Source organism: Ramlibacter sp. AN1133 (assembly GCF_037890035.1).
Classification (GTDB): domain Bacteria; phylum Pseudomonadota; class Gammaproteobacteria; order Burkholderiales; family Burkholderiaceae_C; genus Ramlibacter.
The window spans coordinates 442852-457378 of the sequence record NZ_JBBKTQ010000001.1; the positions used below are offsets into that span (position 1 = coordinate 442852).

Sequence of the window (14527 nt, forward strand, 5' to 3'; positions counted from 1 at the left end):
CATGCACGCCGGGATTCATTGGTCAACCTCCCCCAGGCTTGTCCGCTGCGCGGCCTTCGCCTCCCCCCTCCGCAAGCGGAGGGGGCCCGCGCCTTCGGGCGGCCGTGCGGCGCTCATCTCGGCTCCAGCGCCTGTTCGGCTTCGGACGTGCCCTTCTGGATCGCGGGCTGCGGCGAGCGGAAGTTCTCCGGCTTGCCGGAATAGAGCGAGTCGGTGCGCGAGGGCGCCACGTCCGACCGCACGCCGCCGCCCATGGAGCGCACGTAGGCCACGATCTTCCACACCTGGTCCTCGGGGATGTGGCCGCCGAAGGAGGGCATGCCGTTGGGCCGGCCCTGCACGATGCTGGCGAAGATGCTCTGCGGGTCGCTGCCGTAGACCCACTGGCTGTCCATCAGCGCGGGGCCGATGTTGCCCCCGCCGTTGGCGTGGCACGCGGAGCAGTTGTACCAGCGGTACAGGCGCTTGCCCTCGTTGAGCGCGAAGGCGTTGTCGTCGTACATGCTGATGTTGCGCTCCGCCAGCTTCACCATGCCGCCGAGCGCCATCCCGGGCTGGTTGCTGCTGCGCCGCACCGCCGTCTCGCCGCCGGTGGCGTTGCGGACTTCGGCGCGGAAGTGGCGCTCCTCGCGTTCGCAGGCCGCGAGCGCGGTTGCGGCCAGCAGCAGGCAGGCCAGTCGGGCCTTCATGGCGCGGCCTCCGGCAGGCGCGGCACGCCGTAGTCGGCCAGGATGCGGTCGATCTCCGGCTGCCGGCGCGCGATGAAGTCGTCGAGCCGGTCGCGCAGCGCGCGGTCGCCGCGGCGCACGCCCATCGCGATGGCGAACACGAAGGGTTGGTCCTTGAGCGCCTCGGGGGGCGGCACGTAGTGCATGCGCAGCGGCACGGGCGCGTGCTGCGCGTAGTAGCCCGCCTGCGGGCCCCACACGAAGGCGGCGTCGAGCTCGCCGCGCGAGAGCGCCTGCACGATGCGCGCGGCGGCGGGCTGCTCGCCGGGGACGGGATAGCCGACGATGTTGTCCACGGCGCCCGAGAGCGCGAGCGCGTGGCCCGGCGGCGTGGTGGCGAGATCTTCTCCGACCAGCTGCACGCCCACGCGCCACGCGCGCAGGCGCGGATCGGCGAAGGTGGTGGGCGAGACCAGGTGCGTCTCGGGCTCGACCAGCACGTAGCTGGAACGGTAGTAGGGCCGCGTGTTGAGCGTGCGCCCGAAGTCCGCGGGCACGCCCACGATCAGGTCGCACAGGCCGGCGCCCATCGTCTTGCGCACGAAGCCGCGCCGGTCTGGCAACCACGCGTAGGCGAGTGGCACGCCGAAGTCGCTGGCCACCAGTTGTGCGATGCGGTTCTCGAAACCGCTGCCGTCCCGGTGCGAGTACGGCAGGTTGTCGGGGTCGGCGCACACCCGCAGCGCTTGCCGCTGCGGCTCCTGCGTCGGCAGCGCTTGCCGCTGCGGCTCCTGCGTCGGCAAGCCCTGGCGCGGCGATTCCTGCGCGGCGGCGGTGGCCGCGACGAGCACCAGCGCCATTGCAGGGGCGCGTCTCACTTGCCGCCTCCCGCGAGCGAGAACACGTACAGGTGCCCGCCCTTGCGCGTGACCGCCGGCAGGTCGCGCATGGCGTTGGCGAAGCCGCCGGCCGCCGTCGCGTCGCGGGCGTCGAGGCCGGCCGACACGATGGCACCGGGCCAGCCGCCCACGCCCGCCAGGACGGCCACGTACTCCTGCCCGTCCCCGCCGCGGAAGGCGATCGGCTGGCCGATGATCCCCGACTCGGTCTGGTATTGCCACAGCAGCTTGCCGCTGCGCGCATCGACCGCCTTGAACCAGCCGTCCATGGTGCCGTAGAAGGCGACGTCGCCGGCAGTCACCAGCGCACCGCCCCACACCGGAAACTTCTCGCGGATCTCCCAGGCCTTGCGCCGGGCCACGGGGTCCCAGGCGGTGAACACGCCGCGGTGGCCGCCGGGCCCGGCGTAGATCCTGGCTTCGACGCCGACGAAGGGCGTGCCGGCGATGTAGCTCACCTCGGACGTGATCGCGTCCTGGCACAGGTTCTGGTGCGGGATGTACAGCAGCCTGGTGCGCGGCGACCAGGCCGTAGGCTGCCAGTCCTTGCCGCCGGGTGCGCCGGGGCAGATGCTGCGCACCGTCTCGCCGGCGCGCGGATCCTTGGCCGGGTTGTACTTCAGCGCGCCGGTCTGCAGGTCCACGCCGGTGGACGTGGTGGTGTGCACGAAGGGCGTGGCCGAGAGCACCTGCCCGCTCGCGCGGTCGATCACGTACAGGTAGCCGTTGCGGTCGGCGCGCAGCAGCACCTTGCGCGTGGCGCCGCCGATGGCCAGGTCGACCAGCACGCTCTCGTTCACGCCGTCGTAGTCGTGCAGGTCGTGCGGGCTGCTCTGGTAGTACCAGACGGCCTCGCCGGTGTCGGGGCGGCGCGCGAACAGGCCGGCGGTCCACTTGTTGTCGCCGGGGCGCTGCCCGGGATTCCAGGGGCCGGGGTTGGCCGTGCCGTGGTAGATCAGGTCCAGTTGCGGGTCGTAGGAAATGAAGCCCCAGACCGTGCCGCCGCCGATCTTCCACGCCTCGCCGGGCCAGGTCTTCACGCCGAGGTCCTGGCCCTGGTCCGACGGGTACCAGGGCTTGAAGGCGGGGCCGATCAGCACGTCCTTGTCGGGGCCGGTGCTGTAGGCGCGCCAGGCAATCCTGCCGGTGGCGGCATCGAGCGCCGTGATCCAGCCGCGCACGCCGAACTCGCCGCCGCTGTTGCCCACGAACACCTTGCCCTTGGCGACCATGGGCGCGCCGGTCATGCTTTCGCCGAGCTTGATCTCGCCGAGCCTGGTGCGCCACAGCTCCCTGCCCGTCTTCACGTCGAGCGCGATGGTCTGGTTGTCCAGCGTGTTGAAGAAGAAGCGTCCGTCGGCGTAGGCACCGCCGCGGTTGACGGTGTCGCAGCAGGCGACCCCCTGCGCGCTCGGGTCCGGCCTGGGGTCGAAGGTCCACTTCGCGGTGAACGGTGCCTTCGAAATGTCGAAGGCGAAGACGGTGTTGGGGAACGGCCCCACCACGATCAGCGTGTTCTCGGCCACGATGGGCGCCGCCTCGTGCCCGCGGTCGAGATTGGTGGGGAAATGGAAGGCCAGCTTCAGCTGCGCGGCGTTCGCCGTGGTGACCTGGGCCAGGCCGCTGTAGCGGTTGAGCCCCGGGTCCTTGCCGGCGACGCGCCATTCACCGTCGTCGCGCTCCTGCGCGAGGGCCGCGGATGCGAACACGACGGCCACGAAAGCCCACAAGGTACGCCGCAACTTCATCTCCACGCATGAAGGAAGCCCCTTGTTCCTGCCGCGCCGCGCGCGCACTCCCGCTGCTGTTATCGGCCACGCATGGCCCTGCTTTTCTGCGGCGCAGTTTACACAGCGCGCACCGTTTTGGGGGCGCTGGCCCAGCTATGTCCGAAAACGTACAGAGCGTCAGTCGACGAAGAAGTCGGGCACGAACTTCGTGGTGCCGGGCGTCACGGAATAACGGTCGAGGTCGGCCTGCCCGTGCGCGGCCAGCAGTTCGTCGTCGATGTGGAAGTTGCCGCTGTTGCGCGCCTCGCGCGCGTCGGAGGTGAGCACCAGGTACGCGGCGTCCGCGAGGATCTCGGGCTTGCGGCAGGCGCCGATGTCGACGCCGGGGATCATCTGCAGCGCGGCGGTCGCGATGGCCGTGCGCGGCCACAGGCTGTTGACCGCGATCCCGTACTTGCGGAACTCGCCCGCATGGCCGAGCGTGCACATGCTCATGCCGTACTTGGCCATCGTGTAGGCGGTGTGCGGCGCGAACCAGTGCGTCTTCATGGACAGCGGCGGCGACATCGTGAGCACGTGCGCGTTGCGGCCCGCGGCGGCCGACTTCTTCAGTTCCGGCAGGCAGGCCTGCGTGCACAGGAAGGTGCCGCGCGCGTTGATCCCGTTCATGAGGTCGTAGCGCTTGATGGGCGTGTGCTCGGTGTCGGTGAGGCTGATCGCGCTGGCGTTGTTGACCAGGATGTCGATGCCGCCGAAGGCGGCTACCGCGCGTTGCACGGCTTCGAGCACCTGCGCTTCCTCGCGGATATCGACCGGCAGCGGCAGCGGGTGGCCGCCGGCGGCGCGGATCTCCTCCGCGGCGCTGTGGATCGTGCCGGGAAGCTTCGGGTTCGGCTCCGTGGTCTTGGCGGCGATCACGATGTTGGCGCCGTCGGCCGCCGCGCGCTTCGCGATGGCCAGGCCGATGCCGCGCGAGGCACCAGTGATGAAGAGGGTCTTGCCTTCGAGGTTCATACGCACTCCGTGGGTTGGCGCGGCTGCCCCGTTGGATCAGAGCCCGGAGAAATCCGGTTTGCGCTTTTCCATGAACGCCGTGAAGGCCTCCCTGGCCGCCGGCGCCACCAGCATGCGGCGGAAGCTCTCGCCTTCGTCGGCCATCTGCTGCACCACCGCCGGCTGCTGGCCCTTCTTCATCAGGCGCTTGGTTTCCACCAGCGACGCCAGCGGCTTGGCCGCGAGCTTGCGCGCCTGCGCCTGCGCATAGCCGTTGGCCTCCGTGGGCGGCAGCACGCGGTTCACGAGGCCGACCTCCAGCGCCGCTTCGGCCATGAAGGGTTCACCCAGCAACAGCGCCTCGGCGGCGCGGTGGTAGCCGAGGAGCTGCGGCGCCAGCAGGCTGGACGCCGCCTCCGGGCACAGGCCGAGGTTCACGAAGGGCATCGAGAACGCCGCGTTGTCGCCCGCGTAGACCAGGTCGCAGTGGAACAGCATCGTGGTGCCCACGCCCACGGCCGGGCCGCACACCGCCGCCAGCAGGGGCTTGGGGAAGGTGGCGATGCCGTGCAGGAAGCGGAACACGGGCGACTCCGCCCCAGCGGGCGGCTGGTTCAGGAAGTCGCCGATGTCGTTGCCGGCGCAAAAGACGGTCTCGTATCCCTGCACCAGCACCACGCGCACCGCCGCGTCCTCCCTGGCGCGCGCGATCGCCTCCGCGAGCGCAGCGTACATCGCGCCCGTGAGCGAGTTCTTGCGCGCCAGCCGGTTGAGCGTGAGCGTCATCACGCCGCCCTCGGCGTGCACCAGCACTTCGTCGTCGTTCGTCGTCATTGCAATGCTTCTTTCACGAAATCGAGCCGGTCCTGGCCCCAGAACATCTCGCCGCCGACGAAGAAGGTGGGCGCGCCGAACACGCCGCGCGCCACGGCCTCCTGCGTGGCCGCCTTCAGGTCGTCCTTGACGGCCGGGTCGCCGGCCAGCGCCAGCATCTGCTCCGGCTCGAAGCCGGCGCGCTGCAGCACGCTCGTGACCACGGCCGGATCGTTCATGTCCTGGCCATCGACCCACATGGCGCGATAGACCGCATCGACGAAGGGCACCATGCGCTGCGGCTGGCGCAGCTGCAGGCCCAGCACCATGCGCATCAGCGCCAGCGTGTTGATCGGGAAGTGCGGGTTGTGGCGGAACGGCACGCCGTAGCGGCGGGCGAAGCGCTGCAGGTCGTCCTGCATGTACTGGCCCTTGGCCGGCACCTCCATCGGCGAGCGGTTGCCGGTGGCCTGGAACACGCCGCCCAGCAGCATGGGCCGGTATTCGATCTCGCTGTGCGCCTCCTGCACGATCTGCGGCAGCTGCGTCCAGGCCAGGTACGCCGCGGGGCTGCCGACATCGAAGTAGAACTCGACGGCTTTCGTCATGGCAGGTCTCCTTCTCAGAATTTCTCGATCCACGGCCGCAGGTCGAGCTCGTGGGTCCAGGCGTCGCGCGGCTGCAGGTGCAGCATCCAGTAGTTCTCCGCGATGTGCTCGGGGTTCAGGATGCCGTCCTGGTCCTTCAGCGCGTAGCGCTCGGGGAAGTTCTCGCGGATGAACTCGGTGTCGATCGCGCCGTCGATCACGACGTGCGCGACGTGGATGCCGCGCGGGCCGAGCTCGCGCGCCATGCTCTGCGCCAGCGCGCGCAGCGCGTGCTTGGCGCCGGCGAAGGCGGCGAAGTTGGCGGAGCCGCGCAGCGAGGCCGTGGCGCCGGTGAACAGGATCGTGCCCTTGCCGCGCGGCGCCATGCAGCGCGCCGCCTTGCGCGCGTTGAGGAAGCCGGCGAAGCAGGCCATCTCCCAGATCTTGAAGTACTTGCGCGCCGTCTCCTCCAGGATGCTGGAGGGAACGTTGGCGCCGATGTTGAAGACCATCGCCTCGATCGGGCCGATGCGCGCCTCGATGTCGTCGTACAGCGCCGCGACCTCGTCCTCGTTGCGCGCGTCGCAGGCGAAGCCGTGCGCCTCGCCGCCCTCGGCGCGGATCTGCTCGAGCAGCGGCTGCAGCTTGTCCACGCTGCGGCGGGTGGCACAGACGGTGCAGCCGCCGCGCGCGAAACGGCGCGCGATGGCGCCGCCGGTGGCGTCGCCCGCACCCACCACCAGCGCCACCGGGCGCAAGCCATCTGCAGCCATCCGGATCACTCCTTGTAGTAGACGACCTGGTGCGTGGTGGCCAGGAGGTCCCCGGCCTCGCTCCAGAGCTGCCCGCCGTGGTCGAAGTAGCCGCCGCCGAAACCCTGCCCCTGCGCCTGCAGCAGCAGGTGCCCCGGACCGGTGGCCGCCAGCAGACCGGCGTCTGCGTGATAGTAGACCGTCATGCTCACCGTGCCTACCGGCGTGGGCCGGGCGCGGCGCAGCCACACGCGCGGGAAGAACACGTCGGCGATGGCGGTGAGGGAGGCGAAGTCCAGCGGCCGCGGCGGATCGTCGCGCACCCACAGGCGGCTCAGGCTGTCGTCGCGGGTCTGGCCGTCCCATTCCTTCGGGATCGCCCCTTCCAGGAAGCGCATTTCATAGCGGTTGAGCCACTCGACGCCGCGCCGCAGCGTGCGCGGGGTGTCCTCCGCGCGCGGCACCGGGGGCATGCCGGCCTCGTGGCCGGACCAGGTGTCGCGCCGGGTGGCCGTCACGGCCGTCGCAGTCGCCACGACATGGTCGCCCTGCAGCATTTCGACCATCCAGTGCTGGGTGGAGCGGTTGGTGCGCACCGCGCGCGGGCGCAGCAGGAACTCGCCGTCCGCGATCGCGGCGGCGAAGTTGACGGTGAACGCGATCGGGTCGCCCAGCCGGTCCGCGTGTCGCAGCACCGACTGCAGGCACTGCGCGGCCGTGATGCCGCCGTAGGGCCCGATCATGTTCGCGTAGGCCGGGCTGGTGCGGCCCCGCCAGCTGCCGTCCGGCTGCGGCTGCAGCGCGATGGCGGCGTCGAACGCGTGCGCGCGCACGCTCAGACGCGTTCGAAGATGCCGGCGGCGCCCTGGCCCATGCCGACGCACATCGTGACCATGCCGTACTTCAGGTTCTTGCGGCGCAGGGCGTGGACCACGGTGGCGGAGCGGATTGCGCCGGTCGCGCCGAGCGGGTGGCCGAGCGCGATCGCGCCGCCCATGGGGTTCACCTTCGCCGGGTCGAGGCCCAGCGTCTGGATCACCGCCAGCGACTGGGCGGCGAAGGCTTCGTTCAGCTCGATCCAGTCGATGTCGTCCTGCCTCAGGCCGGCGGCCTTCAGCGCGGCGGGGATCGCCTCGATCGGGCCGATGCCCATGATGTGGGGCGGCACGCCGCGGCTGGCGAAGCTGACGAAGCGCGCCAGCGGCTGCAGGCCGAAGCGCCGGATCGCCGCTTCGCTCGCGAGGATCAGCGCGCCGGCGCCGTCGGAGGTCTGCGAGCTGTTGCCGGCCGTCACGCTGCCGCGGACGGCGAACACCGGCTTGAGCCTGCCCAGCGCTTCCAGCGTGGTGTCGGGGCGCGCGCCCTCGTCGAGGTGCACCTTGCGCGTCTTCACCGCGACTTCGGCGGATTCGAGGTCGAGCGCGCGCTCGGCGACTTCCACTTCCGTCATCTCGCCGGCGAATTCGCCGGCCTGCATGGCCGCGATCGCCTTCTGGTGCGAGCGGACGGCGAATGCGTCCTGGGCGTCGCGGCTCACCTTCCACTGCCGCGCGACCTTCTCGGCGGTGAGGCCCATGCCGTAGGCGATGCCGTAGCTCTCGAGGTCGTCGGGGTTGCTGAAGATGGAGGGGGACAGCGAGGGCGAGTTGCCCATCATGGGCACCAGGCTCATGCTCTCGGTGCCGGCAGCGATCATCACGTCGGCCTCGCCCACGCGGATGCGGTCGGCGGCCATCTGCACCGCGGACAGGCCGGAGGCGCAGAAGCGGTTGACGGTGATGCCGCCCACGCTCTTGGGCAGGCCGGCCAGCACGGTGGCCACGCGCGCGACGTTGAGGCCCTGCGGCCCTTCGGGGATGGCGCAGCCGCAGATCACGTCCTCGACGGCCTGCGGATCGAGGTTGGGGACCTGCGCGAGGGCGGATCGCAGCACCGTGGCGAGCAGGTCGTCGGGCCGCATGTTGCGGAAGAAACCGCGGTGCGAGCGCCCGATGGGGGTGCGGGTGGCGGCGACGATGTAGGCGTCCTGGAGTTGTCGGGTCATTGGGTCTTCCTTGTCTCTACTCCCTCCCCCTCCGGGGGAGGGTTGGGGTGGGGGCGCTCGGCCCGCACCCCGAGTTGCTGAACGATGACGGCCAGGACACCGTCCATGTTCCTCAGCGGTTCATCCGTCGCGAAACGCAGGACCTGGAATCCGTGCTGGCGAAAGAACTGCTCGCGACGCGCGTCGTAAGTCGCCTGGTCCGCATGTTGCGACCCATCGAGTTCCACGATCAGCTTCGGCGACAGGCACGCGAAGTCCGCTATGTAGTTTCCCAGCGGGTGCTGGCGGCGGAACTTGACGCCGAGTTGCTCCAGCCGCAGCCTCGACCACAATTTCCGCTCGGAGTCGGTCATGCCTGCCCGCAGTTCGCGTGCATTGCTGTGGGTCTTCGAATAAGCCTGGTGTCGCATCAGCGCCCCCATCCCGACCTTCCCCCGGAGGGGGAAGGAGGAACAGCCTGCTAGTTCCGCACCGGCTTCCCCGTACTCAGCATCCCCAGGATCCGCTCCTGCGTCTTCGGATGCTGCACCAGTTCGCAGAACGCCCGGCGTTCCAGCGTCATCAGGTATTCCTCCGTCACCAGCGTGTTCGCATCGACATCCCCGCCCGTCACCACGTTGGCGATCAGCGAAGCGATGTGGAAGTCGTGTTGCGATGCGAAGCCGCCGTCGCGCAGGTTCACGAGCTGGCCCTGGATCGTCGCCTTCGCGCTGCGGCCCGCCACCGGGAACATGCGCCTGTGCGGCGGACGATAGCCCGCGTCGTACAGCGCCTTGGCCTGCTGGAGCGCCACGTACAGCAATTCGTCCTTGTTCGGCACGATGACATCGCTGTCCAGCAGGTAGCCGATCTTGCGCGACTCGATGGCGCTGGTCCCCACCTTCGCCGTCGCGGCAGCCGTGAAGCCCTCGGTCAGGAATTTCAGCAGGTCCTTGTCGGTGCTGAAGGCTGCGTTCTCCGCCGCACGCCGCGCGATGTAGGTCAGGCCGCCGGCGCCGGGCACGAGACCCACGCCCACCTCCACCAGCCCGATGTAGCTCTCCATCGCTGCCACGCGCTTGGCCGAATACAACCCCAGCTCGCAGCCGCCGCCCAGCGCCAGCCCGCGGATCGCGGACACCACCGGCACGCTCGCATAGCGCAGGCGCAGCATGGTCTGCTGCATGAAGCCTTCCGCGTCCTCGATCGCCGCCACGCCCACCGCGACGAACGCGGGCAGCGTGGACTCCAGGTCCGCACCGGCGCTGAAGGGCTCGTCGCCCGACCAGACCACCAGCCCCTGGTACTCCTTCTCCGCCGTCTCGATCGCCTGCTGCAGCCCCTCGCACACCTCGGGGCTGATGGTGTGCATCTTGGTCTTCAGGCTGACGATCAGGACTTCGTGGTCCAGCGTCCAGATGCGCAGGTTGCGGTCCTCGTGCACCGTCGTGCCCGCCGTCTCGAAACGAGGGCCGGCCTCGCCGCGCAGCAGCTCGGGAAAGAGCTGGCGCTGGTACACCGGCAGCACGCGGCGCGGCTCGAACTTCCCGCTGGTGGGATTGAAGGAACCCTGCGCGGTGTGCACGCCGCCGGCCTCCGCCACCGGCCCCTTGAACACCCATTCCGGCAGCGGCGCGTTCGACAGCGCCTTGCCCGCGGCTATGTCTTCCTGGATCCACTGCGCCACCTGCAGCCAGCCGGCCTCCTGCCACAGCTCGAAGGGGCCCTGCTTCATGCCGAAGCCCCAGCGCATGGCCTGGTCGACGTCGCGCGCCGTCTCGGCGATGGTGGCCAGGTGCACCGCGGCGTAGTGGAAGGCGTTGCGCAGGATGGACCAGAGGAACTGGCCCTGCGCCCCGCTCGCATTGCGCAGCAGCTTCAGGCGTTCGGCGGCCGGCTTCTTCAGCATGCGCCCGTACACCTCGTCGGCCTTCTCGCCGCCGGCGACGTAGTCCTTGCGCGCCGGATCGAAGCGCAGGATGTCGCGGCCCGCCTTCTTGTAGAAGCCCGCCTTGGTCTTCTGCCCCAGGTTGCCCATCTCCAGCAGCGTCTTGAGCACCTCCGGCGTGCCGAAGCTGCCGTAGAACGGATCGGTCTCGGCGGAGAGCGTGTCCTGCAGCGTCTTGATCACGTGCGCCATCGTGTCCAGGCCCACCACGTCCGCCGTGCGGAAGGTGCCGCTGGAGGCGCGACCGAGCTTCTTGCCGGTCAGGTCGTCGACCACGTCGAAGCCGAGCCCGAACTTCTCCACCTCGCGCATGGTCCCCAGCAGGCCGGCGATGCCCACGCGGTTGGCGATGAAGTTGGGCGTGTCCCTGGCCCGCACCACGCCCTTGCCCAGCCCGGTGGTGACGAAGGTCTCGAGGTCGTCGAGGATCTGCGGCCTGGTGGTGGGCGTCGCGATCAGCTCCACCAGGACCATGTAACGCGGCGGATTGAAGAAGTGGATGCCGCAAAAGCGCTGCTTGAGCGCCTCGGGCAGCGCCTGCGCCATCTGCGTGATCGAGAGACCCGAGGTGTTCGACGCGACGATCGCATGCGGCGCGACATGCGGCGCGATCTTGCGGTACAGGTCCAGCTTCCAGTCCATGCGCTCGGCGATCGCCTCGATCACCAGGTCGCACTCGGCCAGCAGCGCCAGGTGCTCCTCGTAGTTCGCCTGCTGGATCAGGGCCGCGTCCTCCGGCACGCCCAGCGGCGAGGGCCTGAGCTTCCTGAGCCCCTCCACCGCCTTGGTCACCACGCCGTTCTTCGGCCCTTCCTTGGCGGGCAGGTCGAACAGCACGACCGGCACCCGCACGTTGACGAGATGCGCGGCGATCTGCGCGCCCATGACGCCGGCGCCGAGCACCGCGACCTTCCTGACCGTGAAGCGGTTCATCGTTCTTCCTCTCCCTTCGCCGGCAGGCGCGAGGCCGCCGGTGCTTTCCTGGTGCTCTTTGTACACGCCCGATCTCCTGTCACGTATTCACTGCATGCGCACCCAGGTCTGCGTGCGGAAGAACGGCCCGATGTACCCGCGCACCTGCAGCTTCTGCCCGCCGTCGATCGGCGCCAGGCGCAGCGTGTATTCCTTGCCGTTCTCGGGGTCCAGGATCTTGCCGTGCTCCCAAACGTCCTGGCCGTCGACCTTCTTGGCGCCGCGGATGATCTCCAGACCGGCGATCGGCTGGCCCTTGCGCTCGTCCCTGCATTCCTCGCAGGTGGGCTTGCCGTCCTTCTTGAGCGACTTCTCGATCCGGCCGCTCAGCACGCCGCCGTTGTCGACGATGCGGATCTCCGCCTTCGCTTCGCCGGTCTTGTCGTCGGCGCTGCGCCACAAGCCGACGGGCGACACCTGCGCGAAGGCGCCGGACACCGCGAAGGCGGCGGACAGGAGGATGAGGGTCTTGTTCATGCGAGCGCCGCGTCCGTGTCGAGGAGGACCTTGACGCCGGAGCGCGCGGTGCGCATCAGCGTCGCCGTTTCGGGGAACAGGCGCGCGAAGTAGAAGCGCGCCGTCTGCAGCTTGGCCTGGTAGAAGGGATCCGTGTTGCCGGCCTCGACCTGCCGCAGTGCCACCTGCGCCATGCGCGCGAAGAGGTAGCCGAACACCAGGTGCCCCAGCACCCGCAGGTAGTCGGTCGCGGCGCCGCCGACCTCGTCGGCATTCTGGTAGCCCTTGAAGCCGATCTCGGTGGTGAACTTGGTCAGCTGGTCGCCGAGGTAGGCGACGGGGTTGATGAACTCCGCCATCTTCTCGTTCACGCCCTCCTCCTCCACCAGCTGCGCCACCAGCTTGCCGAACTTCTTCAGCGTCGCGCCGTTGTTGGACAGCACCTTGCGCCCCAGCAGGTCCAGCGCCTGCACGGTGTTCGTGCCTTCGTAGATCATGTTGATGCGGTTGTCGCGCACGAACTGCGACATGCCGTGCTCCTCGATGTAGCCGTGGCCGCCGAACACCTGCAGGCAGGCATTGGTGGCGATGTGGCCGTTGTCGGTGAGGAAGGCCTTGACGATCGGCGTGAGCAGCGCGACGAGTTCGGCGGATTCGGCGCGCACCTTCTCGTCGGGGTGGAACAGCTCCTTTTCCAGCAGCAGGGTGCAGTAGATCGCCAGCGCCCGGCCGCCTTCGGCGTAGGCCTTGGCGGTCAGCAGCATCTTGCGCACGTCCGGGTGCACGATGATCGGGTCGGCCGGCAGGTCCTTGGCCTTTGGGCCCGAGAGCGAACGCATCTGGATGCGGTCCTTGGCGTAGGCCAGCGCGTTCTGGAACGCGACTTCCGTCAGCCCCAGCGACTGGTTGCCGACGCCCAGGCGCGCCGCGTTCATCATCACGAACATCGCCGGCAGGCCCTTGTTCGCCTCGCCGACCAGCGTGCCCACGGCGTCTTCCAGCACCAGCTGCGCGGTTGCGTTGCCGTGGATGCCCATCTTGTGCTCGAGGCCGGCGCAGTGGATGCCGTTGCGCTCGCCCATGGAGCCGTCCGCGTTCACCTTGTACTTCGGCACCACGAACAGCGAGATGCCCTTGCTGCCCTGCGGCGCGTCCGGCAGGCGCGCGAGCACGAGGTGGATGATGTTCGGCGCCATGTCGTGCTCGCCGGCGGAGATGAAGATCTTGGTGCCGGTGATCCGGTAGCTGCCGTCGCCCAGCGGTTCGGCCTTGGTGCGCAGCAGGCCCAGGTCGGTGCCGCAGTGCGGCTCGGTCAGGCACATCGTGCCGGTCCATTCGCCGCTCACCAGCTTGGGCAGGTACAGTCGCTTCTGCTCCTGCGTGCCGTGCGTCTCCAGCGCGGCGTACGCGCCGTGCGACAGGCCGGGATACATCGTCCAGGCCTGGTTGGCGCTGTTCAGCATTTCGTAGAGGCACTGGTTCAGCACCAGCGGCAGGCCCTGGCCCCCGAAGTCCGGGTCGCAGGACAGGGCCGGCCAGCCGCCTTCCACGTATTTCGCGTACGCCTCCTTGAAGCCCTTGGGCGTGGCGACCTCGTGCGTCTTCGCATCGAGCGTGCAGCCCTGCTCGTCGCCGATGCGGTTCAGCGGCTGCGTGACCTCGCTGGCGAACTTGCCGCCCTCCTCCAGCACCGCGTTGATGGTGTCGACGTCGATGTCCGCATGGCGCGGGCAGGGCTTGAGCTCCTCCACGAGGTTGAACACCTCGTGGATCACGAACTGCATGTCGCGCAGCGGCGGGGTGTACGTGGGCATCTCTTCTTACTCCTTGGCGTTCCTGGCCGCTCGGCCGGTTCTGGAAAGGGACTTGACGGTGGGCGAGGGGGTCGCGCCGTAGCGGCGCAGGATGTTCTCGAAGCCCGCGTTGGCGTGGGCGATCGAGTCGGGACTCTTCAGGAAGCGGGCCTCGTAGTGCAGCGCGAGGATCAGGCCGTGGATCTCGAACAGCATCTGCTCCTCGTCGGTCCCGGCGTCGATGTGGCCCTCTTCCTTGGCCATCGCGATCGCGCGCTTCATGGCGGCGTGCCAGGTCTGCACGGACGACGCCAGGGCATCGCGCACGGGCCCGGGGCGGTCGTCGAATTCCACCGCGCCGCTGATGTAGATGCAGCCGGAATCGATCTCGATGGAGGTGCGCTGCATCCAGTTGGCGAACATCGCGCGCAGGCGGGGCAGGCCGCGCGGCTCGCGCATGGCGGGGTGGAACACCTCGTGCTCGAAGCGCGCGTGGTACTCGCGGATCACGGAGATCTGCAGTTCCTCGCGCGAGCCGAAGTGCGCGAAGACGCCCGACTTGCTCATCTGCGTGACTTCGGCCAGGGCGCCGATCGACAGGCCTTCCAGGCCGATCTGCGTCGCCAGCCCCAGGGCGGCATCGACGATGGCGGCCTTGGTCTGCTGGCCCTTGTGCAGGCCCTTGCCCTCGCGCGCGCGGGCGGGCTTGAGGGGCAGTTCGGTGACGGACATGGGGAGGCTGCTCGACAAAATAAAACGAACGATCGTGCGATTCTGACCGATTTTCGGCCCGGGTGGGGTGGGGGCGCGCCCCTAGAAGAGCCCGGGCGGCCGCGCGGGCGGGCGGGTTTCCCCGGAAACGAGGCCCTCCCCCCGCGCCTACAGTGCGCCAA

14 protein-coding genes are annotated in these 14527 nt (G+C 69.4%); all 14 read right to left on the reverse strand.

Annotated features, from left to right (window positions below; translation table 11 throughout):
* Positions 1–113: 113 nt before the first annotated feature.
* Positions 114–689 carry a c-type cytochrome gene (locus WG923_RS02065; protein ID WP_340349242.1) on the reverse strand — a complete coding sequence of 192 codons (576 nt, stop codon included), beginning with the start codon at positions 687–689 and terminating at the stop codon, positions 114–116.
* Positions 686–1546: a quinoprotein dehydrogenase-associated putative ABC transporter substrate-binding protein gene (locus WG923_RS02070; protein WP_340349243.1), complete on the reverse strand. Its 861-nt coding sequence runs from the start codon at positions 1544–1546 to the stop codon at positions 686–688. The genes WG923_RS02065 and WG923_RS02070 overlap by 4 nt, the downstream gene beginning before the upstream one ends.
* Positions 1543–3315 (reverse strand): PQQ-dependent dehydrogenase, methanol/ethanol family, encoded by a 1773-nt coding sequence (locus WG923_RS02075; RefSeq protein WP_340349244.1) that lies wholly within the window; start codon positions 3313–3315, stop codon positions 1543–1545. The genes WG923_RS02070 and WG923_RS02075 overlap by 4 nt, the downstream gene beginning before the upstream one ends.
* Positions 3316–3474: 159 nt before the next feature.
* A complete protein-coding gene (locus WG923_RS02080; RefSeq protein ID WP_340349245.1) occupies positions 3475–4311 on the reverse strand; it encodes an SDR family oxidoreductase in 837 nt (278 codons plus the stop codon).
* A 36-nt stretch (positions 4312–4347) separates the two neighbouring features.
* A complete protein-coding gene (locus tag WG923_RS02085; RefSeq protein ID WP_340349246.1) occupies positions 4348–5124 on the reverse strand; it encodes an enoyl-CoA hydratase in 777 nt (258 codons plus the stop codon).
* Positions 5121–5711 carry a 2-hydroxychromene-2-carboxylate isomerase gene (locus WG923_RS02090; RefSeq protein WP_340349247.1) on the reverse strand — a complete coding sequence of 197 codons (591 nt, stop codon included), beginning with the start codon at positions 5709–5711 and terminating at the stop codon, positions 5121–5123. Before WG923_RS02090 ends, WG923_RS02085 begins: the two co-directional genes overlap by 4 nt.
* A 14-nt stretch (positions 5712–5725) precedes the next feature.
* On the reverse strand, positions 5726–6463 hold the full coding sequence (locus WG923_RS02095) for an SDR family oxidoreductase (RefSeq protein ID WP_340349248.1): 738 nt from the start codon (positions 6461–6463) through the stop codon (positions 5726–5728).
* Between the two features lie 5 nt (positions 6464–6468).
* Entirely contained in the window at positions 6469–7281 is an 813-nt protein-coding gene (locus WG923_RS02100; RefSeq protein ID WP_445322886.1) for an acyl-CoA thioesterase, read from the reverse strand.
* Positions 7278–8486 (reverse strand): acetyl-CoA C-acyltransferase, encoded by a 1209-nt coding sequence (locus tag WG923_RS02105; RefSeq protein WP_340349250.1) that lies wholly within the window; start codon positions 8484–8486, stop codon positions 7278–7280. Before WG923_RS02105 ends, WG923_RS02100 begins: the two co-directional genes overlap by 4 nt.
* The gene (locus tag WG923_RS02110) at positions 8483–8908 is read right to left on the reverse strand and encodes an endonuclease domain-containing protein (protein WP_340349251.1); all 426 of its coding nucleotides are present in this window, start codon (positions 8906–8908) and stop codon (positions 8483–8485) included. The genes WG923_RS02105 and WG923_RS02110 overlap by 4 nt, the downstream gene beginning before the upstream one ends.
* Positions 8909–8946: 38 nt before the next feature.
* Positions 8947–11346 (reverse strand): 3-hydroxyacyl-CoA dehydrogenase/enoyl-CoA hydratase family protein, encoded by a 2400-nt coding sequence (locus tag WG923_RS02115; protein WP_340349252.1) that lies wholly within the window; start codon positions 11344–11346, stop codon positions 8947–8949.
* An 87-nt stretch (positions 11347–11433) separates the two neighbouring features.
* A complete protein-coding gene (locus WG923_RS02120) occupies positions 11434–11862 on the reverse strand; it encodes a DUF2147 domain-containing protein (RefSeq protein ID WP_340349253.1) in 429 nt (142 codons plus the stop codon).
* On the reverse strand, positions 11859–13655 hold the full coding sequence (locus WG923_RS02125) for an acyl-CoA dehydrogenase C-terminal domain-containing protein (protein WP_340349254.1): 1797 nt from the start codon (positions 13653–13655) through the stop codon (positions 11859–11861). The genes WG923_RS02120 and WG923_RS02125 overlap by 4 nt, the downstream gene beginning before the upstream one ends.
* 6 nt (positions 13656–13661) lie before the next feature.
* On the reverse strand, positions 13662–14366 hold the full coding sequence (locus tag WG923_RS02130; RefSeq protein ID WP_340349255.1) for a TetR/AcrR family transcriptional regulator: 705 nt from the start codon (positions 14364–14366) through the stop codon (positions 13662–13664).
* Between the last annotated feature and the right edge of the window lie 161 nt (positions 14367–14527).